Genomic DNA, 24,978 nt, shown 5'->3' with positions numbered 1-24,978 from the left:
ACGTATCCGGTGAGGTTGCTCGTGACATGTCCCGCGACATGGCCCATGACGTGGGTGGCAGCCGCAACCGCCTTCCGCGACAATGCAGTTGGCAGGTGCGTCGAGGTTCCGGCGGGGGCGTTGATGGACGATCTGGTGGAGTTCGCGACCGCCGACGGCACGCCCGTCGTCATGGCCGACGTGGACGACATGCACGGCTCGCACCTCGTCTCCCGTGGCGACGGTCCTTCCCGCGCGGTCCACACCTTCGAGCAGTCGCTCGCCGGGGCACGCGCGGCGGCGGAGTCCGCGCTGCGGGTGTTCCGTGACGGCACGTTGCGCCCGGACTCGGTGGAGATCGAGTTCGGGGTGCGGATGTCTGCGGAGGCGGGCGCGGTCATCGTGAAGGGCACGGCGGAGGGCCACCTGGTGGTTCGCCTCGCGTGGACACCGGAAGGGCCCGCTGCGACGCGGAGTGCGGTGACGACTCCGGAAGCAGCCGCGGCCCCGGCCGTACCCGCGAACCCCCCGGAGGCCACCCCCGCCCCATGAGCAGCGCATCGTGGCATGCCCGCATCGTGCGCGGGGGCGAGATCGGGTCCGGCTTCCCCGTGTCCGAGCGGCACGTACTGACCTGCGCGCACGCCGTCCGAAGCAGCGGCGACAAGCCCGTCCCCGTCCCTCTCCCCCGCACCCCGATTGGGCGGCACACATCTTCCGCACGGCGGAACCGCACACTGCGCCACTGGGCGGCCCAGCTGCCGACGGCGGTGATTCAGCCACTCCCGGAACGCCTCTGGCACACCACGGCTCTGCCCACGACCCGCCTCCGCCTCACGCCTCCGGCGCCCGCGCGTCGTACCGGGCGAACCCCCGCCACTTGAGCCCCAGCAACCCCACGGCGACCACGCACGCGATCCCCCCTCCCACCAGCGCCACCCCGGGCGCCGCCACATCCCCCACCGACCCCGCGACGAAGTCACCGAGGCGGGGCCCGCCCGCGACCACCACGATGAAGACCCCCTGCAACCGCCCCCGCATCTCGTCCGGCACGGCCGCCTGGAGCATCGTGTTCCTGAGCACCATCGAGATGGTGTCCGTACAGCCCGCCACCGCGAGGAAGAACAGTCCGAGCCACAGATTGCGCGTGAGGCCGAAGACGGCGATCGCCGTGCCCCACCCGGCCACCGCGAGCAGAATCGCCAGACCATGCCGCCGGACCCGCCCGAGCCACCCGGAGAACACCCCGCCGAGCAGCGCTCCCACCGCGGGCGCCGCGATCAGCAGGCCCACCGTCTTCGCGTCGCCCCCGAACCACACCACCGCCACCGCGGGGAACAGGGCCCGTGGATGCGCGAGCACCATGGCGCACATGTCCGTGAAGAAGGTCATCCGCAGGTTCGGCCGCGTGGCGAGGAACCGCAGCCCTTGGAGCACCGACGCCCGCTTCCTGGGCACCCCCTCCTCAGCTCCCTGTGGCCGCATCGCGGGCAGCCGCCACATCGCGTACAGCGCCGCGCTGAACGCCACCGCGTCGATCGCGTACGCCGCCTGATAGCCCCACAGGCCGACGATGAGCCCGCCCAGCATGGGGCCGAGCATCGTGCCCGACGTCACCGTCATCGACGAGAGCGCGTTCGCCGCGGGCAACTGCTCGGGCGGCAGGAGACGCGGAATCATCGACGAGCGCGCCGGAGAGTTCAGCGCCGCGCAGACCGCCTGCAGCGCGACCACGGCGTACAGGAACCACACGTGGTGGAAGCCCACGAAGGCGCCCGCCGCCAGGGCGACCGAGAGGCCGCACGAGCCGAGCGAGGAGTAGAGGCCCAGCTTCCGCCGGTCCACCGTGTCCGCGATCGCGCCCCCGTACAGGCCGAACACCACGAGGGGGACGAGCGAGAAGAGGCCCACGAGGCCGACCGAGAAGCTGGAGTGCGTGATGTCGTAGACCTGGAGGGAGACCGCGAGGGCGGTCATCGCCTGGCCGATCCAGGAGATCGTGTTGCCGACCCAGAGACGGCGGTAGTCGACGGACGTACGCAAAGGCGTCAGATCGGCGAGTATCCGCCTTTTCGTGACGGGCCCGTGGGGCTCCACTGGTAGCGGGGACAGCGGGGGGTTGTGGTCGGCTCCGGATATGGGGGAGCCGTCGGCTTCGTCTTCTTCCGGAGGCGTATGCGTCACACGGGATGCTAACTGTGCCGCCCGCGACGCGATCAAGACCACCCGTGCGGCGGCACCCCGCCCGGCTCAGCCCAACGCGCGCGCCGCCCGCGGCCATCGCACGATGCGAGACAGGACCGCCGTCCGACGGTCCGTACGGTCTGCGCTCTCGGGAGGATCTGCCATGACCGTCAGTCTGGAGCAGTTGCGCCGCTGCCACATCGCCGTCGACCTGGGTGCCGCGAGGACCCGGGTGTTCGTGAAGGGCGCGGGTCTCGTCGTGGACGAACCGAGCGCCGCCGCCGTGAACACACGGACGGGCGCGCTCATCGCGGTCGGCCGGTTCGCCGAGCAGATGACGGGACGTACGCCGGGGTACATCCGGGTCGTACGGCCGGTCTCCGGCGGCACCGTCGTCGACATCGAGATGGCCCAGCGCATGCTGCGGCACCTCATCGGCGAGAAGCTCCGGCGCGCCCTGCGCCGCAAGCCGCGGCTGCGCGCCGCCGCCTGCACACCCCACGACGCGGACCCGCTCGCGCGGCGCGCCGCCGTGGAGACCATGGTCGGGCTCGGGGCACGCAGGGTCGAGCTCGTGGACACGCTCATCGCTGCCGCGGTCGGCTGCGGGCTGCCCGTCGAGCGGCCGGAAGCGACCATGATCCTGGTCTGCGGGGCCGCGACCACGCAGGTCGCGGTGTTGTCGATGGGTTCGATCGTCACCGCGCAGCGGATCCCCGTCGGTGGTGAGGTGATCGACGAGGCGATCGTCCAGCACCTGCGCCACCACCACGAGTTGATGCTGCCCAGTCAGTCGGTACGTCCCTTGCAACTCGCCCTGCGCGGCAACGGCCTCACCTCGCAGGGGCCCGAGTCGACCGAGATCCACGGCCGCGACGTCGCCACGGGGCTCGCCCGCTCGGTGCACGTCGACACCGCGGCCGTACGCAACGCGATCCACGCCCCGCTCACCGCCGTGCTCGACGGCATCGGCAAGGTGCTGCGGGACTGCCCGCCGGACCTGGTGGCCGACCTGGCCGATCGCGGGATCATGATGGTCGGCGGCAGCGCGCTGCTCCCGGGGCTCGACCAGATGCTGCGGGACGCGACGGGGATGCCGGTGGCGATCGCCGAGCGGCCCGACGTGTGTGCCGTGATGGGGCTCGGGGCGATGCTGGAGGGCAAGATCCAGCCGCTGGTCCTCAGCCCGCTCTCCGGCTGATCCCGGAGACTCCCCGGCTGGTCCCGGCGCCCCCGCTGATCTCGGCACCCCAGCTGACCTCGGCACCCCGCGGAAGAGTGCTCGTATGCCGATTTCGATGACCGTGCAGCTGATCGGCTCCGCGCTGATCCTGCTCGCCTTCGTCCTGGCCCAGGCGGGCAGGCTCGGCACGGGCACCTGGTCCTACCTCTGGCTGAACTTCGTCGGATCGGGGCTCACGGCGGGCGACGCTCTCTACGAACGTCAGTGGGGATTTCTGCTTCTGGAGGGTGCGTGGATGGTGGTCTCGTCGCTGAGCCTGGTCAAGAAGGCGCGGGGCGGCGAGACCGGCGGGGACTCAGCGGGCGCCGCGCGATGAGCGGCGACGACCTGCCCCTGCCCCTGGTGCCCCTCCTGGACGCGGTGCTCGGCGTCGGCACGGACCTCGAACTGCACACCACCCTCCAGCGCATCGTGGAGAGCGCGGCCGAGCTCACCGGCGCCAGGTACGGCGCGCTCGGCGTCATCGACCCCGGGCACGGCAAGCTGACCGAGCTGTTCACGGCGGGCCTGACCTCGGCCGAGCGGGACCGTATCGGCCACCTCCCCGACGGTCACTCGGGCCTCATCGGCACCCTGCTCCGCGAGCCGCGGCCGCTGCTCATCGACGACCTGACGGCGGACCCGCGCTCGTGCGGCGTACCGCCGGGGCATCCGGAGATGCACAGCTTCCTGGGCGTTCCCGTGCACGTCCACGACGAGGCGTTCGGCAATCTCTACCTCACCGAGAAGCACGAGAAGCACGGCGGCCGCTTCACGGACGAGGACCTGCAACTGCTCCGCGTCCTCGCGAGCCAGGCGGGCATCGCGATCGGCAACGCACGCCTGTACGAGGCGGCCAGGCAGCGCGAGCGGTGGATCGACGGGGCGGCCGCGGTCACCACGGCGCTGCTCACCGGCGAACCGGCGGCCGACGCCCTGATGACGGTCGCCGAGCGGGCCAGGATCCTCGCGAACGCCTCCGCGGGGGTGATCCTGCAGCCCACGGACCAGGGCGGCATGCGGATCGTCGCGGCGGCGACGGCACAGGACGCCACCGAGCCCCCGAACGAGGCCCGGGCCCACCCCCACGACCTCCAGAACGACCTCATCGGCACGACCATCGAGCCGGGCAGCGCGGTCCTCGAACAACTGCTCGGGGGTGAGCCGGTGTTCATCGAGGACTCCGCGACCGACCCCCGGATGACCACCCACGTGCGGACGAACTTCGGGCCCAGCCTGATGCTGCCGCTCCAGGCGGGCGGGCGGCTCATCGGGACGCTCGCGCTGCCCCGCCGCAGGGGCGAGCGCGCCTACACCTCCGTGGAGCGGCTCCTTGCCACCCAGTTCGCCTCCCAGGCCGCCCTTGCCCTAGTCCTGGCGGACGCCCAGCAGAGCCGGCAGCGCCTCGCGGTGTTCGAGGACCGCGACCGTATCGCCCGCGACCTGCACGACCTCGTCGTCCAGCGGCTCTTCGCGACGGGAATGATGCTGGAGTCGACCCGCCGCAGGGACACGTCCCCGCAGGTCGAGTCCACCCTCGACCAGGCCGTGGACGAGCTGGAGTCCACCATCCAGGAGGTCCGTACGGCGATCTTCGCGCTCCAGCAGCCGCCCGCCGACGCCCCGACCACGTTCCGCGGCAAGGTGCTCCGCGAGACGGCGGGCGCGGCAGCGGTCGTCGGCGTACAGCCGTCCGTGCACTTCACCGGCGCCGTCGACACCCGCATCACGGACCCGGCGGCGGGCCACCTCCTCGCCGCCCTGCGCCGCGCCCTGGCCACCGCGTCACGCCGCCCCGACGTCACCCGTATCGAGGTGGCGGTGGATGCCCGGGCGACGCTGGCGGACGGGCGGACGGGGGTGCGCCTGACGGTGCATGACGACGGCACGACGGACGACATGGGCCCGGGCACGACGGTCACGTGGCAGGCGCCTCTGTGAGCGGCGCCCGGCTCATGCCGCTTCGTAGTGGTGCGCGCTCCCGCCGCGCCATTTCACCCAGGCCAGATCGTCGAGCAGCGCCTCAGCGTCCGAGAGACCGGCCTGCCGCAGGAACTCGACGACGTCGGCGTCCGAGTGCGCGAGGCCGAGGATCTCCCCGCGCACCGTCACCCGTCGGCCGCCCGTGCCGAGCGGCGGATGCACGACCACCGGCGCTGTGTCCATGCCACCGTCGCGGGCGCTCACGGGCGCTTCCGCGATTGCAGGTACCAGGCCGCGGCAAGGCCGATCACCACCAGGACGATCAATATCTTCATGAAGCCCTGCTGCCCCGGATCCCGGGGCTGAAGCTCACTCCACGATCGGGCGCGTCGATTCGGCGCCGGGCAGGGAGGAAGACGCAGGGTGGCCATGACATCGGGTCGGCACGTCGCGCGAACGCGCGAGGACACGAAGGAGAGACGGCAGATGCTGTTCGGCAAAGAGCATGTGAAGCGTTACGTGGAGACGGACGGCGAGGAGGGCCACGACTGGCAGGGCACCACGGTGTTGATCCTCACCACGACCGGCCGCAAGAGCGGTGAGCAGCGCAGCACCCCGCTGATCTACCGGCCGCACGGTGACGCGGTGCTCGTGGTGGCCTCGAACGGCGGCGCCGACACGCCGCCCCTCTGGTTCCGCAACCTGGAGGCGGACCCCGAGGTCCAGGTACAGGTGAAGGGCGATCGCTACACCGCCCGCGCGCGCGTCGCGACCGCGGAGGAGAAGCCGGGCATGTGGCGGACGATGGCCGCGACGTGGCCCGCGTACGACGAGTACCAGCAGAAGACCGACCGGGCGATCCCGGTCGTGGTGCTGGAGCGCGTCTGAGGTCCGGAGAAGGAACCGCTCGCCGGGGCGCACCTTCCGTACGGCGTCGAGTCGCCGGTGGCGCGGTGGACTCGCCGTGACGTCGAGCGGCGAACCCCGCCGCCGCGTGATGTGGAAGGCCCTGACCGGGGCCGGTTGAAGGGTGAGGTCCATCGGCCCGCGCCGGTGTGACGGTGCCGGGCCGGGCGGTTCGTCCCGCCCGGCAATCCCGCCCGGCCCGGCAATCCCGTCAGGCCGTCCCGTCGTCCCGCCGTCAGGCCGTCCCGCCGTCAGGCCGTACGAGGCACCGACGCGCCAGGGGCCAGCGGCTTGGCCCGTACGGCGATGCCCGCGGTACGCACCAGGAGCATCACCCCGAAGGAGATCACCAGATACCCGAAGCTGGTCGGGGCGTCGAAGTGGTGACCGGCCTTCTCGAACACGGTCCTGGTGGCGATCAGCAGGAGCCACACGGGCACCGCGATCCAGCCCGCCTTGAACAGGACGGCTCCTGCGGAGTCGCAATGTACGGAGATCTGCGCCCCGTACGCCGCGCCGAGCACGACACCCGCCGCCACCACGCCGAGACCGAGGCCGATCGAGACGCCCGGCTCGTCCCGGTCGCGCAGAACCAGCTGAAGGACACCGACGACCACAGGGAGAACGGGAAGCAGCCAGGTGGCGACGCTCAACCTCTTCTCACGGAACTGCCGGACAAGTACCAGCGCCATGACCACGAATGTCAACGCTTGGATCTTTTGGCTGTCGTTCATCGGGGCTCCGATTTCACATGCGGTTCCGTACGGCAGACCGACTGAGCGGTGCCGGATTCTACCGGTATCCGTTTCGTCATACACCCACTTCTCGGCGCAGCCCCGTCGGCGTGCGTGGCGCAACTGATGCTTGCCTGGCTGGACTTCATCCGGTCCACCCCAAAGGACCGAGGCCGCGGCGCCCGCGTCGAAGCGGAGGTGCCCCGGGCAGCGAGGGAGGCGAACGCGAGGAGCAGGAGCAGGAGGGCGAGTGTCAACGTCAGCGGTCGCTCGAGCTCTCCTGCGGCGGCGGCCGTGCAGGTCCACCAGGAAGTAGGAGATAGCGCCCGCGACCTGAGCCGGGTACCCCCGCTCAGGCCCAGCAGCTCCAGGGCGCGGGCCCATACCGGCACGTTCCCCCCCGGGCGGGCGCGTCCGATGAGCTTCAGAGGCGCTTCAGCGGCTCGCCGGCTTCCGCGCGCCGCTCGGGCTGGATGCGTCGAACACGCCACCAGTTCCACACCGTATGCCCCACGAGAACCATGGCGACCACCACCGAGATGACGCGAATCACATTCCAGGTCACTTCGACAACCAGGCCTTCCGAGTCCGCCTCGGTGCCCAGCCGTTGAGATGTCTCGAAGAACGCGATCAGCCGGAGCAGTGGCCGATTTCTAACGCTCGACTCAGGAGGAGAGATGACTCCTGATGTGGGCATGAAGGCTGACGAACCAACTCAGTCCTCGTCCTCCTCCATGCTCTCGTACCCGGAGCGGATCAACGCGGAGAAGCTGGGGTACTTCGTCGGGTTGCCGTACTTCGGTGCGAACTCGTAGGCGGCCCACTCGCCGTCCGGCCCGACGTCGGTCGGATCGAGCAACCAGAAGTCCTCTCCCTGGGCGACCTCGATGGACCGGCGAAACAACTGAACATCGTCCTCGTTGCCGGGTATCGAGTCGTAGGTATCGGTCACACGTCTGCCGGCCTCGCTGTCCCGCATCCACAAGACGCGGCCGCAGGAATGGACACCGTCCACGTAGTCATCGAGGTGCGTCCACCCGTCGCTTGCCAGGAAGAATCCCCGCAGGCTGGGTGGGAGCCGCACTCCGAGCCGCTCCTCGGATGCCGCCAGAGCTTCCTCCCGAGCAGGGGCTTCACCCAACCACAGCTCAACCCGCCCCCCTCGATCCAGAACCTCCAGCTGATCGTCATCCAGCAGATCGACCAACTCTTCGTCGTCGGCACGGACCTTCACGTACAGCTCGCCGTAGCGCTTCAAAAAGACACGCCACTCTTCCGGCGTGGTCAGAACACCGGCAACTTCATTCTCTTCAGGCTCAGTTGTCTCACTCATGCCGATCATGGTGCCAGGTGGCTATGACAATGCCGCTGGCTGCCGGCCGTAACGCGTGCGAGGACCAGCTCGCAGTTGCTGCCTCTGATGCGGACGTGGCATTTGACGACACCACCTAGGTCGAGCGTGGCGCGCTCGGCGGACGCCAGGTCGGCGGTGCGGAGGAAGTCGGCGACCTGGCCCGGCCTGTCGAGGACGACCCGCAGTTCCGGGGTCGGGCGTCGGGGTCGGCGGCCGTGTACTCGGGCAGGAGGTCCGCGACGACGGTACGGATGGCGCCGCAGCTGACACCGTGGTCGCGGGCGATGACGGCGATGGAGCGGCCTTCCAGGTCGCGCTTGTAGACCAGGTTCGCCACCGAGGGCCCCTTCCGTACGGAGGATCGGACCCAATCCGTCGCCAAACCCTGCCAGCAATCACTATCGGATCTGATGGGATTCGAGCCGCCGCGAACCCCCGGATTCCACGGGTTCATTGGACGCGTCGGCTGCTTGTCGGCAAACGATCGTTTGCCGACAGAGAGGCCCCGCGCCCCTGTGCGGTGCGTTGCTCCAGGCCGTCCAGGATGAGGGCTAGGCCCGCCTCGAATGCGGACTCATGATCGATCGCCGGCACATCGGCCGGTAGCGCGGTGGTGCCGGGGCTCGGTTCCGCCTGTTCCTCCAGGACGCTGCCGACCGTGAAGCGGCCAGCAGCCAGCATCGCCATCTGGGCGTCACGCTCGGGCACACCGGAGGTGACGAGGAAGTCCATCTTGCGGCGGATCCGGTCGAGGTCGCTGGTGGGTGTGGTGCCGGCGTGGAGGCGTGCGCCGTCCCGGCGCATCAGCAGGGTGTGCCTGAAGCTGCGCGTGTTCTCCCGGAGCCAGTCACGCCAGTCGTCGCCGGGTGTCGGCAGTGGTTGCGCCGCGTGGGGTGCCATCGCCGCTTCCGCCATGGCGGCCAAGAGGTCTTTCTTGGTGCGGAAGTACCAGTAGAGCGACGGCTGCTCGACGCCCAGGCGCTTCGCCAGCCGCCTCGTGCTGACGGCGTCCAGTCCGACTTCGTCGAGCAGGCCGAGCGCCTCGGTGATGACGGTCTCGCGGTTCATCTTGGTCACGTTGACAATCTATCGCTGATAGATGACGCTGGAAAGGAATCACTCACTGATAGATTCTGGAGTGGGGTCATGATCACGCGATCAGGAACACAATCCTTGCGGGTCCTCGTCGCCGGCGGCGGGGTCGCAGGTCAGGCCCTGGCGTTCTGGCTCACCCGGGGCGGCCACCGGGTGACCGTCGCTGAACGCTTCCCGGCACTGCGGGCCACCGGCGCTCAGGTCGACCTGCGGGGGCAGGGGATCGAGGCCGTCAACCGGATGGGCCTCCTCGACGCCGTTCGCGACGCGCTCGTGGACGAGGCGGGTGTCGCCTTCGTAGACGCCCGTGGCAAAGCCAAGGCGACGATCATGGCCAATACGTCTGGAAAGGGCCGGCAGACCCTCACCTCCGAGTACGAGATCATGCGCGGCGACCTGGTGCGCATCCTGCACGACGCGACGAAGAACGACACCGAGTACGTCTTCGGCAAGAGTGTGGACGGCTTCGAGCAGGACGAGCACAAGGTCATCGCGCACTTCTCCGACAGCTCATCCGGAGAATTCGACCTTCTGATCGGCTCGGACGGGCAGGGGTCACGCATCCGGCGGGCGCTCCTGCCGCAGGGCTTCGACCCGTACTGGCGCGTCGGCATTCACATGGCCTACTGGTTCGTCCCGCGCATCGCCTCCGACAGCAACATCCGGGACACCTACATGGTCCCGAAAGGCCGCCAGGTCATGCGCCGCAGCCACAACCCGACTGAGACCCAGGTGTACTTCGTCATGCGGGAGGAATCTAAGGAAGCCTCCGCGATCCACCGCGCGCCCGTCGAGCGCCAGCAGTCATTCTGGGCCGACCGGTTCCGCGACGCCGGCTGGCAGACCGAGCGCTTCATTGAGGGCATGAGGACCAGCCCGTTCTTCTACTCCCAGGAGATCGCCCAGGTGCGCACCGACACCTGGTCCAAGGGCCGCGTGGTCCTGGCCGGCGACGCCGCGCACTGTGCCTCCCCCTACAGCGGCATGGGCATTTCCGGCGGCCTGGTCGGCGCCCATGTCTTGGCCGGCGAGATCAACCGCCACCCCGGCGACCTGCCGACCGCCCTGGCGAACTACGACAGAACGCTGCGACCCTTCGTCGACGAGATCCAGGGCGAAGTCAACCCGCGCCTGCTGCGCTTGGGCATGCCGATGACTCAGCGCGCGATCGACGTCTTCCAGGCCACCACCGCACTTGCCTGCTTCCTCCGCGTCCCGGAACTCACCGCACGCTTTTCCAGGGAAGACCGCGGCGGCGACTGGCAGCTTCCCGCCAATCCGGCACCGAGCAGCACCGCGTAGAAACCCTCAGGGGCAGCAGGAACCCGGCGGAGTCACGACCAGGACGCAGAACTGGCCGCCCAGACGAAACGGGCAGGTCACCGCGACATCGACCGCGGCAACTGGGGTGCTCCTGGCGAGGTCTGCCAGATGTCCACCTCACGCGGCTCCAAGAAGCAGCCCACATGGGCACCATCAAGCGCGTACGTCCCGCTGCTGCACTTCCTTGAGTACCGCTGACACCGTGGCGAAGTCGTTGTCCACGTGCAGCACCGTGTGACCGTGATGGGCCGCCGCCGCACACACCAGGAGATCGATGGCTCCGGCGGCTCGGTGCCGCCCTTGCTGGGTGAGCTTGTACTGCGCCGTATCGACCCAGCTCCACGCGTTCTTGGGAACCGGAGAGAACTGGCAGAGAGCATCCAGCTCGTCAGCCAACTCATCCCGGTGGGCCGGACTGGTGGCCGAGTAGAGGAACTGCGCCCTGGTGAGCTCGCAGACATGGAACACACCTGCGGCGATATGCCCCTCTCAGGGCCGCAACGCCCCCGACATAACCACGGGCCATCACACCCCTGACCCGACGCCCGCAACCCGAAGAGGCGGGACTGCTTCGCCAAAGAGCCAAGGGGACGGATGCTCGATGCAGGGGCCCGACTGGAGGGGTCGCGGAAGCATTCCTCGACGCTCCCACGGACGCTTCACCGCAAAAGCCCAGGTCACAGCCGTTCACAGCTCGGCTTCGATGCGCGAAGGCTCACGTCGCCGCACCCCGCGAGGCGTCCGCTGCACGCAAAACACCCCGGGAAAAGAGCGTTTCCCCAGGTCAGAACGATTCTGCCTGGGCCAGCTCGGTGGGGCGGGTGGGACTCGAACCCACGGCCGACGGATTATGAGTCCGCTGCTCTAACCGGCTGAGCTACCGCCCCTAACGGCGCGTCGCGCACATTTGTGCGCGCCGTCTGCCGCAGCATAGCCGCTCATACGATCTCCTGCTTCGGATGGTCGGCATCGCTCGACCATGAGGACCGCAGGGCTGCCCACATGGTTCCACCAGGCATGAAAATGGACCCCTGAGTGGAATCTCAAGGGTCCTTCTCACTTGCTCTCCCGACTGGACTCGAACCAGTAACCTGCCGGTTAACAGCCGGCTGCTCTGCCAATTGAGCTACAGGAGACCGAGCTCCCCCGACTGGACTCGAACCAGTAACCTGCCGGTTAACAGCCGGCTGCTCTGCCAATTGAGCTACAGGGGATCGTCTCGTTGCATCGAACGCACGGAGCTGGGAACTCTCCAGGCGGCGGGCGGTCGCTGCGACACATACATTAGCGCAAGCAGGGGGGTGCTCCGCCAATCGGTATCCCCCCACCGCCGACACAGAGCAGCAGACGAGCGAACACACGCTCGACGCCGACGCAAGGGAAGGGTGGCAGTCATGCGCTACCGGCTCACATTCGTGGCGGGACTGGCTCTCGGGTACGTGCTCGGTACCCGGGCCGGTCGCGAGCGCTACGAGAAGCTGAAGAAGTCAGCCCGCGAGTTCTCGCAGAACCCGGCCGTGCGCAACACGGTCGAGTCCGCGACGCAGCAGGGCCGCGAGGTGGCGGGCAAGGCCTTCCACTCCGTGTCCGAGAAGGTCGGGGACCGGGTCCCCGACTCGGTGACCGACCGCGTCCGGTCGCTGCGCGATCGCGGGCAGGGCGGCGGCGAGGACGACTGGGGCACCACCAATACGTGACCAGCGCTGATAGGTGACCAGTACGTGACGGTGGCTGTTCCTGGGAGCTGAGGTACGGGACACGTCGCGCGGTGCGGCAGAATTCCAGGCATGGGGATAGTCGCAGGGTTGGACAGTTCGCCCGATTTCACGCGCATCGTGGTCTGTGACGCGGACACGGGCGCCGTACTCAAGCAGGGCTATGCCCCGCATCCGACGGAGAGCCCCGATGGAGGCGGCCGTCCCTCGGACGTGGATCCGCAGGCCTGGCTGCTCTCGCTCGGCGAGGCGGCGGGCGGTGGGCTGCTCGAAGGCGTGCAGGCCATCGGCGTCTCCGCGCAGCAGAACGCGCTCGTCCCCCTGGACCAGCACGGCAACACCGTGCGGCCCGCGCTCGTCGGCAACGACCGGCGGGCGCAGGTCGCCGCCGCCGACCTGACCGACGGACTCGGCAGCCGCGAGGCCTGGGCGCAGGCCGTGGGCTGCGTCCCGCAGGCGGCCCACCCCGTGACGAAGCTGCGCTGGCTGGCCAAGACCGAGCCGGAGGCCGCCCAGCGCGTCGCCTCCCTCATGCAGGCCCACGACTGGCTGGTGTGGCAGCTGCTCGGGCGGCCCGCGCGGCGCACGACGGACCGCGGCGGCGCCTCGGGTACCGGCTACTGGTCGGCGGCGACGGGTACGTACCGCCCCGATCTCGTGGAACTCGCGCTCGGGCACCAGGCGATGCTGCCCGAGGTGATCGGTCCCGCCGAGGCCGCGGGGACGACGCCCGAGGGGCTGCTGATCTCGGCGGGTACCGGTGAGACGATGGCGGCGGCGTTCGGGCTCGGGGTCCAACAGGGCGACGCGGTCGTCTCGTTGGGGGCTTCGGGGTCCGTGATGGCCGTCCACCACGAGGCGCTCGTCGATCCGAGCGGGACGATCACTTCGCTGGCGGACGCCACCGGCCTGCATCTGCCGGTGGTGCACACGCTGAACGCGGTGCGCGTGTTGCGCGGCGCCGCCGAGATGCTCGGGGTGTCCGACCTCGACGCGCTCTCCGATCTGGCCATGAAGTCGACGCCGGGTGCGCACGGGCTGGTACTCCTGCCGTATCTGGAGGGTGAGAAGACGCCGAATCTGCCGCACGCGGCGGGCACCCTGACGGGGCTGCGGCGGGAGTCGATGCGGCCCGAGCACCTGGCGCGGGCGGCCTTCGAGGGCATGCTGTGCGGGCTCGGGGACGCGCTCGACGTGCTGCGCTCGCGAGGTGTGGAGGTGCGCCGGATCTTCCTGCTCGGCGGGGCCGCCGAGCTGCCGGCCGTGCAGGCCGCGGCGCCGATGCTGTTCGGCACGCAGGTCGTGGTGCCGCAGCCCGCGGACTACGCGGCGATCGGTGCGGCGCGGCAGGCGGCCTGGGCGCTGAACGGGCAACTGCCGTACTGGCAGGGGGCGTCGGCGCAGGTCTTCGAGCCGGGCGACGAGCTCCCCGTGGGTCAGGCGGTGCGTCAGCAGTACCGGACCGTACGGGAACAGACGCACCCCGGGGCACTTGACGGCTGACCTTCGGTGTGGCGACTTATGTACCCAGGCTAATGTTTTACCGGGTCATGGGTTAATCGGTTGCGCGCGGGTGGGTGCGGTGTCGGAGTATGGGGGCGACCTCGCCACGATCGCCGACCCCCGCCGCCACTTCCTCCCGAGAGACCGAGCGTGCTCATACGACTCCTACGGGCCCATCTTGGTCCGTACAAGAAACCCATCGCCCTGCTGGTGCTCCTGCAGCTCCTGCAGACCTGCGCCTCGCTCTATCTGCCCACGCTCAACGCCGACATCATCGACGAGGGTGTCGTGAAGGGCGACACGGGCTACATCCTCTCGTTCGGCGGCGTCATGATCGCCGTCACCGTCGCCCAGGTGATCTGCAACGTGGGGGCCGTCTACTACGGCGCCCGCACCGCGTCCGCCCTCGGCCGCGACGTCCGGGCCGCCGTCTTCGACCGCGTGCAGTCTTTCTCCGCACGGGAGTTGGGGCAGTTCGGCGCGCCGTCCCTGATCACCAGGACCACGAACGACGTCCAGCAGGTCCAGATGCTGGTCCTGATGACGTTCACCCTGATGGTCTCGGCACCGATCATGTGCGTCGGCGGCATCATCATGGCCCTCGGCCTCGACGTACCGCTCTCGGGCGTCCTGATCGCCGTCGTGCCCGTCCTCGCGATCTGCGTGAGCCTGATCGTGAAGCGCCTTCGCCCGCTCTTCCGCAGCATGCAGGTGCGCCTGGACACCGTGAACCGCGTGCTGCGCGAGCAGATCACCGGCAACCGCGTCATCCGCGCCTTCGTCCGCGACGAGTACGAGAAGGACCGCTTCCGGCAGGCCAACAGCGAGCTGACCGAGGTGTCGCTCGGCACCGGCAAGCTGCTCGCACTGATGTTCCCGATCGTCATGACCGTCGTGAACATCTCGTCGATCGCCGTGGTGTGGTTCGGCGCCCACCGCATCGACAGCGGCGGCATGCAGATCGGGGCGCTCACCGCGTTCCTGGCGTATCTGATGCAGATCGTGATGTCGGTGATGATGGCCACCTTCATGTTCATGATGGTGCCGCGCGCCGAGGTCTGCGCCGAGCGCATCGAGGAGGTCCTGGACACCGAGAGCAGCGTGGTGCCCCCGTCCTCCCCCGTGACCGAGCTGCGGCGCCACGGCCACCTGGAGATCCGCGAGGCGGGCTTCCGCTACCCCGGCGCCGAGGAGCCCGTCATCAAGGCCGTCGACCTGGTCGCACGGCCCGGTGAGACGACCGCCGTGATCGGGTCGACCGGCAGCGGCAAGTCGACGCTGCTCAGCCTCGTGCCGCGGCTCATCGACAGCACCGAGGGCGAGGTCCTGGTGGACGGCGTGCCCGTGCACACCATCGAGCCCGGGCTGCTGGCGAGGACGGTGGGCCTCGTACCGCAGAAGCCGTACCTCTTCGCCGGCACGGTCGCCACCAATCTCCGCTACGGAAACCCGGACGCGACGGACGAGGAGCTCTGGCACGCCCTGGAGGTCGCCCAGGCCAAGGGCTTCGTCGAGAGCCTGGAGGAGGGCCTGAACGCGCCCATCTCGCAGGGCGGCACCAACGTCTCCGGCGGTCAGCGCCAGCGGCTCGCGATCGCGCGGACCCTGGTGCAGCGGCCCGAGATCTACCTCTTCGACGATTCCTTCTCGGCCCTGGACTACGCGACCGACGCCGCCCTGCGCGCCGCGCTCGGCCGCGAGACCGCCGAGGCGACCGTCGTGATCGTCGCCCAGCGCGTGGCGACGATCCGGGACGCCGACCGCATCATCGTCCTCGACGAGGGCCGGGTCGTGGGGACGGGGAGCCACCGCGAGCTCATGGCCGGCAATGAGACCTACCGGGAGATCGTGCTCTCCCAGCTGACGGAAGCGGAGGCCGCGTAATGCCCCCTGGTGGCATGGGTGGACCGATGATGGGGCCGGACTCCAAGTCCATGGACTTCAAGGGGTCCGGCAGACGGCTCCTCTCGCAGTTCAAGCCGGAACGCACCACGATGTACGGGATGATCGGCGCCGGAGTGCTCAGCGTGGCGCTCAGCGTGCTCGGCCCCAAGATCCTCGGCAAGGCGACCGACCTGCTCTTCGCGGGCATCGTCGGCCGTGACATGCCGGACGGCGTCACCAAGGACCAGGCCATCGAGGGTCTGCGCGACAAGGGCGACGGCGGCATGGCCGACATGCTCTCGGGGGTCGACTTCACGCCGGGCAAGGGCATCGACTTCGGCGCCGTGGGCGAGGTGCTCCTGCTCGCTCTCGGCGTGTTCCTGATCGCGGGACTGCTGATGATGATCTCGACGCGGCTCTCGAACCGCGCCATCAACAAGACCGTCTTCAACATGCGCGGCGACGTGCAGGAGAAGCTGTCGCGGCTTCCGCTGTCGTACTTCGACAAGCGGCAGCGCGGTGAGGTGCTCAGCCGCGCGACGAACGACCTCGACAACATCGGCCAGACCCTCCAGCAGACCATGGGCCAGCTGGTGAACTCACTGCTCACCATCGTCGGCGTACTGGTGATGATGTTCTACGTCTCGCCGCTGCTCGCCCTGGTGGCCCTGGTCACCGTGCCGCTGTCGTTCCTCGTGGCGACGAAGGTCGGCAAGCGGTCGCAGCCGCAGTTCGTGCAGCAGTGGAAGACCACCGGCAAGCTCAACGCGCACATCGAGGAGATGTACACCGGGCACAACCTGGTGAAGGTCTTCGGGCGCCAGGAGGAGTCGGCGAAGGCCTTCGCCGAGCAGAACGACGCACTGTACGAGGCCGGGTTCAAGGCGCAGTTCAACAGCGGGGCCATGCAGCCGCTGATGTTCTTCATGTCGAACCTGAACTACGTGCTCGTGGCCGTGGTCGGTGGCCTGCGGGTCGCGTCGGGCGCACTGTCGATCGGTGACGTACAGGCCTTCATCCAGTACTCGCGGCAGTTCTCGATGCCGCTCACGCAGGTCGCGTCGATGGCGAACCTGGTGCAGTCCGGTGTCGCGTCCGCCGAGCGGATCTTCGAGCTGCTCGACGCCGAGGAGCAGCAGGCCGACCCGGTGCCTGGCGAGCGCCCCGACCAGCTGCGCGGCCGGGTCGAGATGGACAAGGTGTCCTTCCGCTACGAGAAGGACAAGCCCCTCATCGAGGACCTGTCCCTCAAGGTCGATCCCGGTCACACGGTGGCGATCGTCGGACCGACCGGCGCGGGCAAGACCACGCTGGTCAACCTGCTGATGCGGTTCTACGAAGTCACCGGCGGGCGCATCACTCTCGACGGGGTCGACATCGCGAAGATGTCGCGCGACGAGCTGCGCTCCGGCATCGGCATGGTCCTCCAGGACACCTGGCTGTTCGGCGGCACCATCGCGGAGAACATCGCGTACGGAGCGGCCAAGGACGTCACCCGCGAGGAGATCGAGGAGGCGGCGCGGGCGGCCCACGCCGACCGTTTCTGCCGCACGCTGCCCGACGGCTACGACACGGTGATCGACGACGACGGCACGGGGGTGAGCGCGGGCGAGAAGCAGCTGATCACGATCGCGCGGGCGTTCCTGTCCGACCCGGTGATCCTGGTCCTCGACGAGGCGACGAGCTCGGTCGACACCCGTACCGAAGTGCTGATCCAGAAGGCGATGGCGCGGCTCGCCCACGGGCGGACCTCGTTCGTCATCGCCCACCGGCTCTCCACGATCCGGGACGCGGACACGATCCTGGTGATGGAGAACGGGGCGATCGTGGAGCAGGGCACGCATGACGCGTTGCTGGCGCAGGACGGGGCTTATGCCCGTCTGTATGCCGCTCAGTTCGCGCAGGCCGTGGCCGAGGTCGACTAGGGCCTCTCGTTTGGATCAGGCCGGATCAGGGAGCGGGGTTCCGCGCGTGCCCGTCGAGTGTGGCTGAGCGCGCGGTTCCCCGCGCCCCTTCGGGCGCTCCTCAGTCCAGATAGCCCCGCAGCTGGTCCGCGAAGGCGTGGTCCCGCAGTTTGTTGAGGGTCTTGGACTCGATCTGGCGGATGCGTTCGCGTGTCACGCCGAAGATCCGGCCTATCTCCTCCAGAGTGCGGGGCCTGCCGTCCGCGAGGCCGTAGCGCAGCTGGACCACCTTGCGTTCGCGCTCGCCGAGCGTGGAGAGCACCGCCTCCAGGTGTTCGCGCAGGAGCAGGAAGGCCGCCGATTCGACGGGGCTCGTCGCGTCGCCGTCCTCGATGAGGTCGCCGAGCGCGACGTCGTCCTCCTCGCCCACGGGCGCGTGCAGCGACACCGGCTCCTGGGCCAGGCGCAGGACTTCGCTGACCCGCTCGTGCGGCAGGTCCAGTTGGGCCCCCACTTCTTCGGGGGTCGGTTCGTAGCCCCGCTCCTGGAGCATGCGGCGCTGGACGCGGACGACGCGGTTGATCAGCTCCACGACGTGCACGGGTACGCGGATGGTGCGGGCCTGGTCGGCGAGGGCCCGCGACATCGCCTGGCGGATCCACCAGGTCGCGTACGTGGAGAATTTGTAGCCGCGCGCGTAGTCGAACTTCTCGACTGCCCTGATCAGGCCCAGGTTCCCCTCCTGGACGAGGTCGAGCATGGTCAGCCCGCGCCCTACGTACCGCTTCGCGACGGAGACGACCAGGCGGAGGTTGGCCTCGATCAGGCGGCGCTTGGCCATCCGGCCCACGACGACCAGCTTGTCCAGGTCGAGGGCGAGTTGCGAGTCCAGGTCGGTGGCCAGGCGCAGCTTCTCCTCGGCGAAGAGACCGGCCTCGACACCGCGTGCGAGCTCCACTTCGTCCGCCGCCGTGAGCAGGGGGATCCGGCCGATCTCGCGCAGATACTGGCGGAACAGGTCGGACGACGGGCCGCCGGTGTCGGCGCGGCTGCGGGGAACGGGCGGCTGGGGCAGGTCGGCGCTGTCCGGTTCGAGGGCCTCCGGGGCCTCCCCGGGGTCGGGGGGCTCCTCCGCTTCGGGGCCTTCGGGTCCTGCTTCCGGGCTCTCGGGTCCCGCTTCCGGGTGCCGTGCGGCTCGGCTCTGCGACGGCACACTCGCGATGACGTCCGTATCCGCCTCCGCCTCCGCTTCCGCGGCAACGGCGGTCTCGGTCTGGGTGAGGGTCTGGGTCTGCACGGGGGCGACCTCCATGATGATCGCTGCTGAGGCGTGCGGCAGCGGTACAGCGGGATCGGCTTCCACGGCCTCGCCGCTGTCCGTCCCGAACACGATGTGTGGAATCGCGGGTATGTCGGATCCGCTGTGTGCGGGCCGGCCGCGCTCCGAGGACTCAGGCACCGCAACCCAGTGTGGGGTACGACACACGGCCGCCACGAGGGGCGTGCGGTGACTTTCTGAGTCCGGTCCGTAACCGCGTGGTTACCCGACGGGTAACCAGCCTCGTGCTACCTGAACCTCAGAGCGCGTCCGCGCCGCGCTCGCGCAGCGCCCTGCCGTACTGCTGGAGGACCCACAACTCGTTCTGTACGGCTGCGAGTTGGGCGGGGTCGCCCTGGCCGCTCAGGCGGGTCAGACTGCCCTGGACATCGCGGATGCGGCGGTCGACGGCGCGCAGCCGGACCTGGACGAGCTGATCGCCCGCATAGATCTCGTCCACCGATCTGCGCAGGATCGCCTCGACGGCCAGCTCGGTGACCATGGCGCGGACCGTGTCGTCCGGCGCGGCGTCCAGGACGCGGGCGAGGTAGGACTGCGACTCGGGGATGCCCGCCTCGGCGCCGCCGGCCTCCTCGACGCACTGGCGCACCGCGGCGTACGGCGGGGCCGTGAACTCGTCCACGCCGTACGCGTCGAAGGCCGGGGAGACCAACTCGGGTCGTTGCAGAGCCAGTTTGAGCAGCTCGCGCTCGGTGCGGTGAGCGGGGCTGCGGAGCGTGAGCGCCGGTCCGGAGGGCGCGGAGGGCGCGGATTCCTCGTACTGCCGGCCCTGCTGCGTGCGCTGCTGCTGCGGGGCCGGGCCCCTGCCTCCCCGGTCGCGGGCCCAACGCGCCAGCTGGGCCACGCGCTTGACCACGAACTGGGTGTCCATGATGCCGAGCATCCCGGCGAGCTGGACGGCCACTTCGTGCTGTGCGCCGCTGTTCTTGATGCGGGCCACCACCGGCGCCGACTCGTCGAGGGCGGCGGCGCGGCCCGCGGGGGTCTCCAGGTCGTACCGCCCGACGATCTGGCGCAGCGCGAACTCGAAGAGCGGCGTGCGGGGTTCGACGAGGTCGGCGACCGCCGCGTCCCCCTTGGCCAGGCGCAGCTCGCAGGGGTCCATGCCGTCGGGGGCGATGGCGATGTACGTCTCGGCGGCGAACTTCTGGTCGTCCTCGAAGGCGCGCAGGGCGGCCTTCTGGCCTGCCGCGTCGCCGTCGAAGGTGAAGATCACCCGAGCCGAGCCGTTGTCCATCAGGAGGCGGCGCAGGATCTTGATGTGGTCGCCGCCGAAGGCGGTGCCACAGGTCGCGATGGCGGTGGTGACACCGGCGAGGTGGCAGGCCATGACGTCCGTGTACCCCTCGACGACGACCGCGCGGGAGGTCTTGGCGATCTCCTTCTTGGCCAGGTCCACGCCGTAGAGCACCTGGCCCTTCTTGTAGATCGGCGTCTCGGGGGTGTTGAGGTACTTCGGGCCGTTGTCGTCGTCGCGCAGCTTGCGGGCGCCGAAGCCGACGACCTCGCCGCTGATGTCGCGGATGGGCCACATCAGACGGCCGCGGAAGCGGTCGATGGGGCCGCGGCGGCCGTCCTGGGAGATGCCGGAGAGGATGAGCTCCTTGTCGGTGAAGCCCTTGCCGCGCAGGAACCGGGTGAGGTGGTCCCAGCCCGCCGGGCTGTAACCGACACCGAAGTGCGCGGCGGCGGCCTGGTCGAAGCCGCGCTCGGCGAGGAACTTGCGGCCGATCTCGGCCTCGGGGCTCTCCAGCTGGTCGATGTAGAACTGCGCGGCGATCTTGTGGGCCTCGACGAGGCGGATGCGCTCGCCGCGCTGGTTGGTGGGGTTGTACCCACCTTCCTCGTACCGCAGGGTGATGCCCGCCTGGGCGGCGAGACGCTCGACCGTCTCCGAGAAGGTGAGGTGGTCGATCTTCATCACGAAGGCGATCGTGTCGCCGCCTTCCTGGCAGCCGAAGCAGTGGAAGAGACCCTTGCTGGGGCTGACCTGGAAGGACGGTGACTTCTCGTCGTGGAAGGGGCACAGGCCCTTGAGGTTGCCTCCGCCCGCGCTCCGGAGCTGGAGGTAGTCGGAGACCACGGCGTCGATCGGGACCGCGTCCCGAACCGCCTTCACGTCCTCGTCATTGATCCTGCCAGCCACGTAGGAATACTACGGCCCACGTGTGACACTCCCGCCAGGACCCGTCACCCGAGCAGCGACTCCAGGGGGACGGACGGGTCGGAGAGGGATTCGGCGGGCGGTCGCGCACCCGTGCGGATCAGCTTCTGGATGGTGTCCGTGACGTCCCACACATTGACGTTCATCCCGGCGAGGACGCGTCCCTCGCTCAGCCAGAAGGCGACGAACTCCCGCTTGCCGGCGTCACCTCTGACCACGACCTGGTCGTACGACCCCGGGGGCGCCCATCCCGAGTACTCCAGGCCCACGTCGTACTGGTCGGAGAAGAAGTAGGGCACGCGGTCGTACGTCACGTCCTTGCCGAGCATCGCGCGCGCCGCGGCCGGGCCGCCGTTCAGCGCGTTCGCCCAGTGCTCCACGCGCAGCCTCGTACCGAAGAGCGGGTGGTGGACGGCGGCCACGTCGCCCGCCGCGAAGATGTCCGGGTCCGAGGTCCGCAGGGAGGCGTCGACCACGACACCGCCGCCGTGCGCGCGGTCGGCGATTTCAAGCCCTGCCGACTCGGCGAGCGCGGTGCGCGGGGCGGCGCCGATCGCGGCGAGCACGTCGTGCGCCGGGTGCTCCTCGCCGTCGTCCGTGCGGGCGGCCAGGACCATGCCGTCCTGGCCCGCGATCTCGGTGAGTCTGGCGCCGAAGTGGAAGCGGACGCCGTGCTCGGCGTGCAGGTCGGCGAACATCTGGCCGAGCTCGGGGCCGAGGACCGCGTGCAACGGTGTGGGCTCGGACTCGACGACGGTGACCTCCGCGCCGTACGTCCGCGCGGCGGCCGCGACCTCAAGACCGATCCAGCCCGCTCCGGCGATCACCAGATGGCCGTTGTCCCGGCCGAGACTGGCCAGAACCTGACGCAGCCGGTCGGCGTGCGCGAGGCGGCGCAGGTGGTGCACGCCCACCAGACCGGTGCCGGGGACGTCCAGGCGGCGCGGCTCGGCACCGGTGGCGAGGAGGAGTCTGTCGTAGTGGATGACGGCGCGGTCGCCGAGGTGGACGGTCTTGGTCGTGCGGTCGATGGAGACGACGGTCTGGCCTAGATGCAGCTCGACGTCCGACTGTGCGTACCAGGAGGGTTCGTGGACGTAGACGCTGTCGCGCTCCTCCTTGCCCAGGAGGTACCCCTTCGACAAGGGTGGGCGCTCGTACGGGTGGTCGCGTTCGTCGCCGATGAGGATCACCCGGCCGGTGAAGCCCTCGGACCGGAGTGTCTCGGCCGCTTTCGCGCCCGCGAGACCTCCTCCGACAATGACGAACGTCTGATCCGCGTCGACCACTTGATGCCTCCTCAAAGCCTTGCCGTCAGGGGGAGCGTCCCGCACGGAGCGTGATGGGGGAAGGGGTTGCGACCCGATCCGGCCAGTTTTCGTCACGCCCCGTGGTCGATCGGCTCATTTCGCATATGTCAGGGGTGTTTTGCGGTGAGCCGAGCGTGCAGGGAACGCGCGGCGGCGTCCGTGAGCGACGCGATTTGGTCGATGACCACGCGCAGCGCCGCGCGGTCGTCGGGCGCCGTGTCGTACAGCGCGCGGAACTGCGGGTCGAGTCCTTCGGGGGCGCGGGCCGTGAGCGCGTCGGCCAGCTCGGCGACGACGATCCGCTGATCGGCGCGGAGCCGCTCCTGGGCGGGGCGCTGCATCACGTAACGGTCGGCGACGGCCTTGAGGACCGCGCACTCGTGGCGGGCCTCGCGCGGGACGACGAGCTCGGCGGCGTACCGGGTGAGGGGGCCCTTGCCGTACCGCGCGCGGGTGGCGCTCTCCGCGGCGAGGCAGAAGTGGCCGATGAGCTGGCTCGTGGCGTCCTTCAGACGGCCCTGGGCGATGGCGGAGCCGTCGTACCCGTGCGGCCACCACTCCTGCTCCAGGAGGCGGTCGAGGGCCTCGGAGAGCTCTTCGGGGTCGGTGTCCGCGGGTACGTAGCGGCCGATGGCGACAGCGAAGACGTCCTGGCGCTCGGGCTCGGCGTGCAGCAGGTTCGGGTCGAGGTGTCCGGCGTGCAGGCCGTCCTCCACGTCGTGCACCGAGTACGCGACGTCGTCCGACCAGTCCATGACCTGGGCCTCGAAGCAGGTGCGGCGGCCCGGTGCCTCCTTGCGGACCCAGTCGAAGACCGGCCGGTCGTCCTCGTAGACCCCGAACTTGGGGGACGCCGGGTCGGTGGGGTGGGCGCCGCGCGGCCAGGGGTACTTGGTGGCGGCGTCCAGGGCGGCCCGGGTCAGGTTGAGCCCCACGCTGACGAGGTCGCCCGTCTCGTCGTTCGTGACGAAGCGCTTCGGTTCGATGCGGGTGAGGAGCCGCAGGGACTGGGCGTTGCCCTCGAAACCGCCGCAGCTCTCGGCGACTTCGTTCAGCGCCTGCTCGCCGTTGTGCCCGAAGGGCGGGTGCCCCAGGTCGTGGGAGAGGCAGGCGGTCTCCACCAGGTCCGGGTCGCAGCCGAGGGCGGCGCCGAGCTCGCGGCCGACCTGGGCGCACTCCAGGGAGTGCGTCAGGCGGGTCCGTGCGCTGGCGTCCCACGCCTCGTTGCTGCGCGTACCAGGGGTGACCACCTGGGTCTTTCCGGCGAGGCGGCGCAGCGCGGAGGAGTGCAGAACGCGCGCGCGGTCCCGCTGGAAGGCGGTGCGCCCCGGCCGTTTGTCCGGCTCGGTGGCCCATCGCTCGACTGCGGCCTTGTCATAGGCCGCCTCAGCGTCGTACACGTTCGGTGCGGTGCCTTCCATGCACCGACAGTAAACGAAGGTGTTCAGGCGGGGGTCAGCTGACGGGGCGGCACCTGCCCGGCGGCCGGGGCCGCCGTGGCGCCCGTACGGGCCTGGTCGTAGCGGTGCAGGAGGAGGCGGGCCATCGCCCGGTGGGCGCCGAGCGGGGCCGACGCGATCCAGGGGGCGGCATCGGCGCACTGCGTGGCGAAGCGGCCGGGCGCAGTGAAGTACGAGGCCACGGCGGTGTGGTGGCGGCCACGTGCGGCGAGGGCCCGCACCGCGGCGGGCACGCTGAGCGCACAGGCCGCGGTGGGCGACGCGTACGCGGGCACCACCGGTACGCCGATCCGCTCGGCGAGGAGGTCCGCCGTGCGCCGGGTGTCCGTGGCCGATTCCGGGTCGCGCGAGCCTGCGGCGGCGAGGATCACTCCGCCGGTGCGCCGCCCCGCCTTGCCGAACCGGGCCGGCAGGCCCGCGTCGACGAGCCGGTCGTGGAGCGCGTCGACGAGCAGCGGGTGCGGGCCGAGCGGCGCGGCGACCCGTGTGGTGAGGTGCGTCGCGCCCGCGGCGACCTCGGGGATGTCGTGCTTGACGTGGTGGCCGCGGCCGAGAAGCAGCGGTACGAGGACGGCGGATCCTGTCGCCGCGGCGAGGGTGTCGGTGAGCAGCGGCTCGTTCAGCTCGATGTGGCCCAGGCGCACGGTGAGCCCTGGCCGCAGCTCACGGATCCGTTCCATGAGCGCCGTGACGGTGGCCAGGGCACGGGGATCACGGCTGCCGTGGCCGACCACGACGAGGGCGGGCGCCGGTGCGGTGCGGGATGCCGTGCCAGGTGCGGCGCGATCTGCCGTGCCGGGCGCGGTGCGATCTGCCTGGCCAGGCGCGGTGCGGCGCGTGCCGTCGAGCGACACGCGGTTGAGCTGGCTGCCGAGCTGGCTGGTGATCCGGTCCATGAGTTGCGCCGTACTTTCGAGAGGGGTGCTGCCGGACTCGTCGCGAAGAGGGTTCGACGGCGTCATGGACCGAGGATGGACGG

At 69.9% G+C, this 24,978-nt stretch carries 22 protein-coding genes, 3 tRNA genes and 1 pseudogene; 10 read left to right on the top strand and 16 right to left on the bottom strand.

What is annotated here, in order from left to right; all coding sequences use genetic code 11:
- Positions 1 to 123: 123 nt before the first annotated feature.
- A complete protein-coding gene (locus ACZ5CR_RS07520; RefSeq protein ID WP_468854535.1) occupies positions 124 to 531 on the top strand; it encodes a CU044_2847 family protein in 408 nt (135 codons plus the stop codon).
- A 282-nt stretch (positions 532 to 813) separates the two neighbouring features.
- Here ACZ5CR_RS07520 and ACZ5CR_RS07515 read toward each other — a convergent pair whose 3' ends face one another.
- Positions 814 to 2,091 carry an MFS transporter gene (locus ACZ5CR_RS07515; protein ID WP_468854827.1) on the bottom strand — a complete coding sequence of 426 codons (1,278 nt, stop codon included), beginning with the start codon at positions 2,089 to 2,091 and terminating at the stop codon, positions 814 to 816.
- A 235-nt stretch (positions 2,092 to 2,326) separates the two neighbouring features.
- Between ACZ5CR_RS07515 and mreB the strand changes: the two genes are divergently transcribed.
- The 3 genes from mreB to ACZ5CR_RS07500 all read left to right on the top strand — a co-directional run bounded on the left by mreB (position 2,327) and on the right by ACZ5CR_RS07500 (position 5,326).
- Positions 2,327 to 3,364 (top strand): rod shape-determining protein, encoded by a 1,038-nt coding sequence (mreB, locus tag ACZ5CR_RS07510; protein WP_389914091.1) that lies wholly within the window; start codon positions 2,327 to 2,329, stop codon positions 3,362 to 3,364.
- A gap of 85 nt (positions 3,365 to 3,449) precedes the next feature.
- Positions 3,450 to 3,722, top strand: coding sequence for a CBU_0592 family membrane protein (locus tag ACZ5CR_RS07505; RefSeq protein WP_468854532.1), 273 nt, complete (start codon positions 3,450 to 3,452; stop codon positions 3,720 to 3,722).
- Positions 3,719 to 5,326: a GAF domain-containing protein gene (locus ACZ5CR_RS07500; protein WP_468854530.1), complete on the top strand. Its 1,608-nt coding sequence runs from the start codon at positions 3,719 to 3,721 to the stop codon at positions 5,324 to 5,326. Before ACZ5CR_RS07505 ends, ACZ5CR_RS07500 begins: the two co-directional genes overlap by 4 nt.
- Positions 5,327 to 5,338: 12 nt before the next feature.
- On the opposite strand, the gene ACZ5CR_RS07495 is transcribed toward ACZ5CR_RS07500, so the two are convergent.
- A complete protein-coding gene (locus ACZ5CR_RS07495; RefSeq protein ID WP_468854825.1) occupies positions 5,339 to 5,551 on the bottom strand; it encodes a hypothetical protein in 213 nt (70 codons plus the stop codon).
- 243 nt (positions 5,552 to 5,794) lie between these two features.
- Here ACZ5CR_RS07495 and ACZ5CR_RS07490 point away from each other — a divergent pair, with 243 nt between their 5' ends.
- On the top strand, positions 5,795 to 6,196 hold the full coding sequence (locus ACZ5CR_RS07490) for a nitroreductase family deazaflavin-dependent oxidoreductase (protein ID WP_468854528.1): 402 nt from the start codon (positions 5,795 to 5,797) through the stop codon (positions 6,194 to 6,196).
- A 269-nt stretch (positions 6,197 to 6,465) separates the two neighbouring features.
- Here ACZ5CR_RS07490 and ACZ5CR_RS07485 read toward each other — a convergent pair whose 3' ends face one another.
- From ACZ5CR_RS07485 to ACZ5CR_RS07465, 5 genes are all read right to left on the bottom strand, one after another.
- Entirely contained in the window at positions 6,466 to 6,906 is a 441-nt protein-coding gene (locus tag ACZ5CR_RS07485) for a hypothetical protein (protein ID WP_468854527.1), read from the bottom strand.
- Between the two features lie 466 nt (positions 6,907 to 7,372).
- Positions 7,373 to 7,645 carry a hypothetical protein gene (locus ACZ5CR_RS07480; RefSeq protein ID WP_468854524.1) on the bottom strand — a complete coding sequence of 91 codons (273 nt, stop codon included), beginning with the start codon at positions 7,643 to 7,645 and terminating at the stop codon, positions 7,373 to 7,375.
- 18 nt (positions 7,646 to 7,663) lie between these two features.
- The gene (locus tag ACZ5CR_RS07475) at positions 7,664 to 8,290 is read right to left on the bottom strand and encodes an SMI1/KNR4 family protein (RefSeq protein ID WP_468854522.1); all 627 of its coding nucleotides are present in this window, start codon (positions 8,288 to 8,290) and stop codon (positions 7,664 to 7,666) included.
- A 106-nt stretch (positions 8,291 to 8,396) separates the two neighbouring features.
- Complete coding sequence (locus ACZ5CR_RS07470) at positions 8,397 to 8,639, bottom strand: hypothetical protein (RefSeq protein WP_468854520.1); 243 nt, start codon at positions 8,637 to 8,639, stop codon at positions 8,397 to 8,399.
- A gap of 113 nt (positions 8,640 to 8,752) precedes the next feature.
- Positions 8,753 to 9,370, bottom strand: a complete 618-nt coding sequence (locus tag ACZ5CR_RS07465; protein WP_468854823.1) for a TetR/AcrR family transcriptional regulator C-terminal domain-containing protein — start codon at positions 9,368 to 9,370, stop codon at positions 8,753 to 8,755.
- A 78-nt stretch (positions 9,371 to 9,448) separates the two neighbouring features.
- Here ACZ5CR_RS07465 and ACZ5CR_RS07460 point away from each other — a divergent pair, with 78 nt between their 5' ends.
- Positions 9,449 to 10,699: an FAD-dependent monooxygenase gene (locus ACZ5CR_RS07460; protein WP_468854518.1), complete on the top strand. Its 1,251-nt coding sequence runs from the start codon at positions 9,449 to 9,451 to the stop codon at positions 10,697 to 10,699.
- A gap of 174 nt (positions 10,700 to 10,873) precedes the next feature.
- Here the strand turns inward: ACZ5CR_RS07460 and ACZ5CR_RS07455 are convergent.
- The 4 genes and pseudogenes from ACZ5CR_RS07455 to ACZ5CR_RS07440 all read right to left on the bottom strand — a co-directional run.
- Positions 10,874 to 11,209, bottom strand: a pseudogene (locus tag ACZ5CR_RS07455) (PIN domain-containing protein); the annotation flags it as partial.
- Between the two features lie 324 nt (positions 11,210 to 11,533).
- Positions 11,534 to 11,607: transfer RNA gene (locus ACZ5CR_RS07450), tRNA-Ile, on the bottom strand.
- 176 nt (positions 11,608 to 11,783) lie between these two features.
- A tRNA-Asn gene (locus ACZ5CR_RS07445) sits at positions 11,784 to 11,856 on the bottom strand.
- Between the two features lie 5 nt (positions 11,857 to 11,861).
- Positions 11,862 to 11,934 (bottom strand) — tRNA-Asn (locus ACZ5CR_RS07440).
- A gap of 180 nt (positions 11,935 to 12,114) precedes the next feature.
- Here ACZ5CR_RS07440 and ACZ5CR_RS07435 point away from each other — a divergent pair.
- The 4 genes from ACZ5CR_RS07435 (at position 12,115) to ACZ5CR_RS07420 (ending at position 17,747) form a co-directional block, all read left to right on the top strand.
- A complete protein-coding gene (locus ACZ5CR_RS07435) occupies positions 12,115 to 12,417 on the top strand; it encodes a YtxH domain-containing protein (protein ID WP_468854516.1) in 303 nt (100 codons plus the stop codon).
- 90 nt (positions 12,418 to 12,507) lie between these two features.
- On the top strand, positions 12,508 to 13,938 hold the full coding sequence (locus ACZ5CR_RS07430) for a xylulokinase (RefSeq protein ID WP_468854514.1): 1,431 nt from the start codon (positions 12,508 to 12,510) through the stop codon (positions 13,936 to 13,938).
- 150 nt (positions 13,939 to 14,088) lie between these two features.
- The gene (locus tag ACZ5CR_RS07425) at positions 14,089 to 15,822 is read left to right on the top strand and encodes an ABC transporter ATP-binding protein (RefSeq protein WP_468854513.1); all 1,734 of its coding nucleotides are present in this window, start codon (positions 14,089 to 14,091) and stop codon (positions 15,820 to 15,822) included.
- Positions 15,823 to 15,836: 14 nt separating this feature from the next.
- Entirely contained in the window at positions 15,837 to 17,747 is a 1,911-nt protein-coding gene (locus ACZ5CR_RS07420) for an ABC transporter ATP-binding protein (protein ID WP_468854511.1), read from the top strand.
- A 100-nt stretch (positions 17,748 to 17,847) separates the two neighbouring features.
- Here ACZ5CR_RS07420 and ACZ5CR_RS07415 read toward each other — a convergent pair whose 3' ends face one another.
- From ACZ5CR_RS07415 to ACZ5CR_RS07395, 5 genes are all read right to left on the bottom strand, one after another.
- A complete protein-coding gene (locus ACZ5CR_RS07415) occupies positions 17,848 to 19,185 on the bottom strand; it encodes an RNA polymerase sigma factor (protein ID WP_468854508.1) in 1,338 nt (445 codons plus the stop codon).
- 118 nt (positions 19,186 to 19,303) lie between these two features.
- Positions 19,304 to 21,211, bottom strand: a complete 1,908-nt coding sequence (dnaG, locus tag ACZ5CR_RS07410; RefSeq protein WP_468854506.1) for a DNA primase — start codon at positions 21,209 to 21,211, stop codon at positions 19,304 to 19,306.
- Positions 21,212 to 21,255: 44 nt separating this feature from the next.
- A complete protein-coding gene (locus ACZ5CR_RS07405) occupies positions 21,256 to 22,518 on the bottom strand; it encodes an NAD(P)/FAD-dependent oxidoreductase (protein WP_468854505.1) in 1,263 nt (420 codons plus the stop codon).
- 128 nt (positions 22,519 to 22,646) lie between these two features.
- Positions 22,647 to 23,960, bottom strand: a complete 1,314-nt coding sequence (locus tag ACZ5CR_RS07400) for a deoxyguanosinetriphosphate triphosphohydrolase (protein WP_468854502.1) — start codon at positions 23,958 to 23,960, stop codon at positions 22,647 to 22,649.
- 23 nt (positions 23,961 to 23,983) lie between these two features.
- Positions 23,984 to 24,961, bottom strand: coding sequence for a sirohydrochlorin chelatase (locus tag ACZ5CR_RS07395; protein WP_468854501.1), 978 nt, complete (start codon positions 24,959 to 24,961; stop codon positions 23,984 to 23,986).
- Positions 24,962 to 24,978 lie beyond the last annotated feature (17 nt).

Source organism: Streptomyces sp. NPDC031274 (assembly GCF_055570235.1).
The sequence above is the reverse complement of the archived record's forward strand: the minus strand, read 5'-3'. Positions and strand labels throughout refer to the sequence as shown.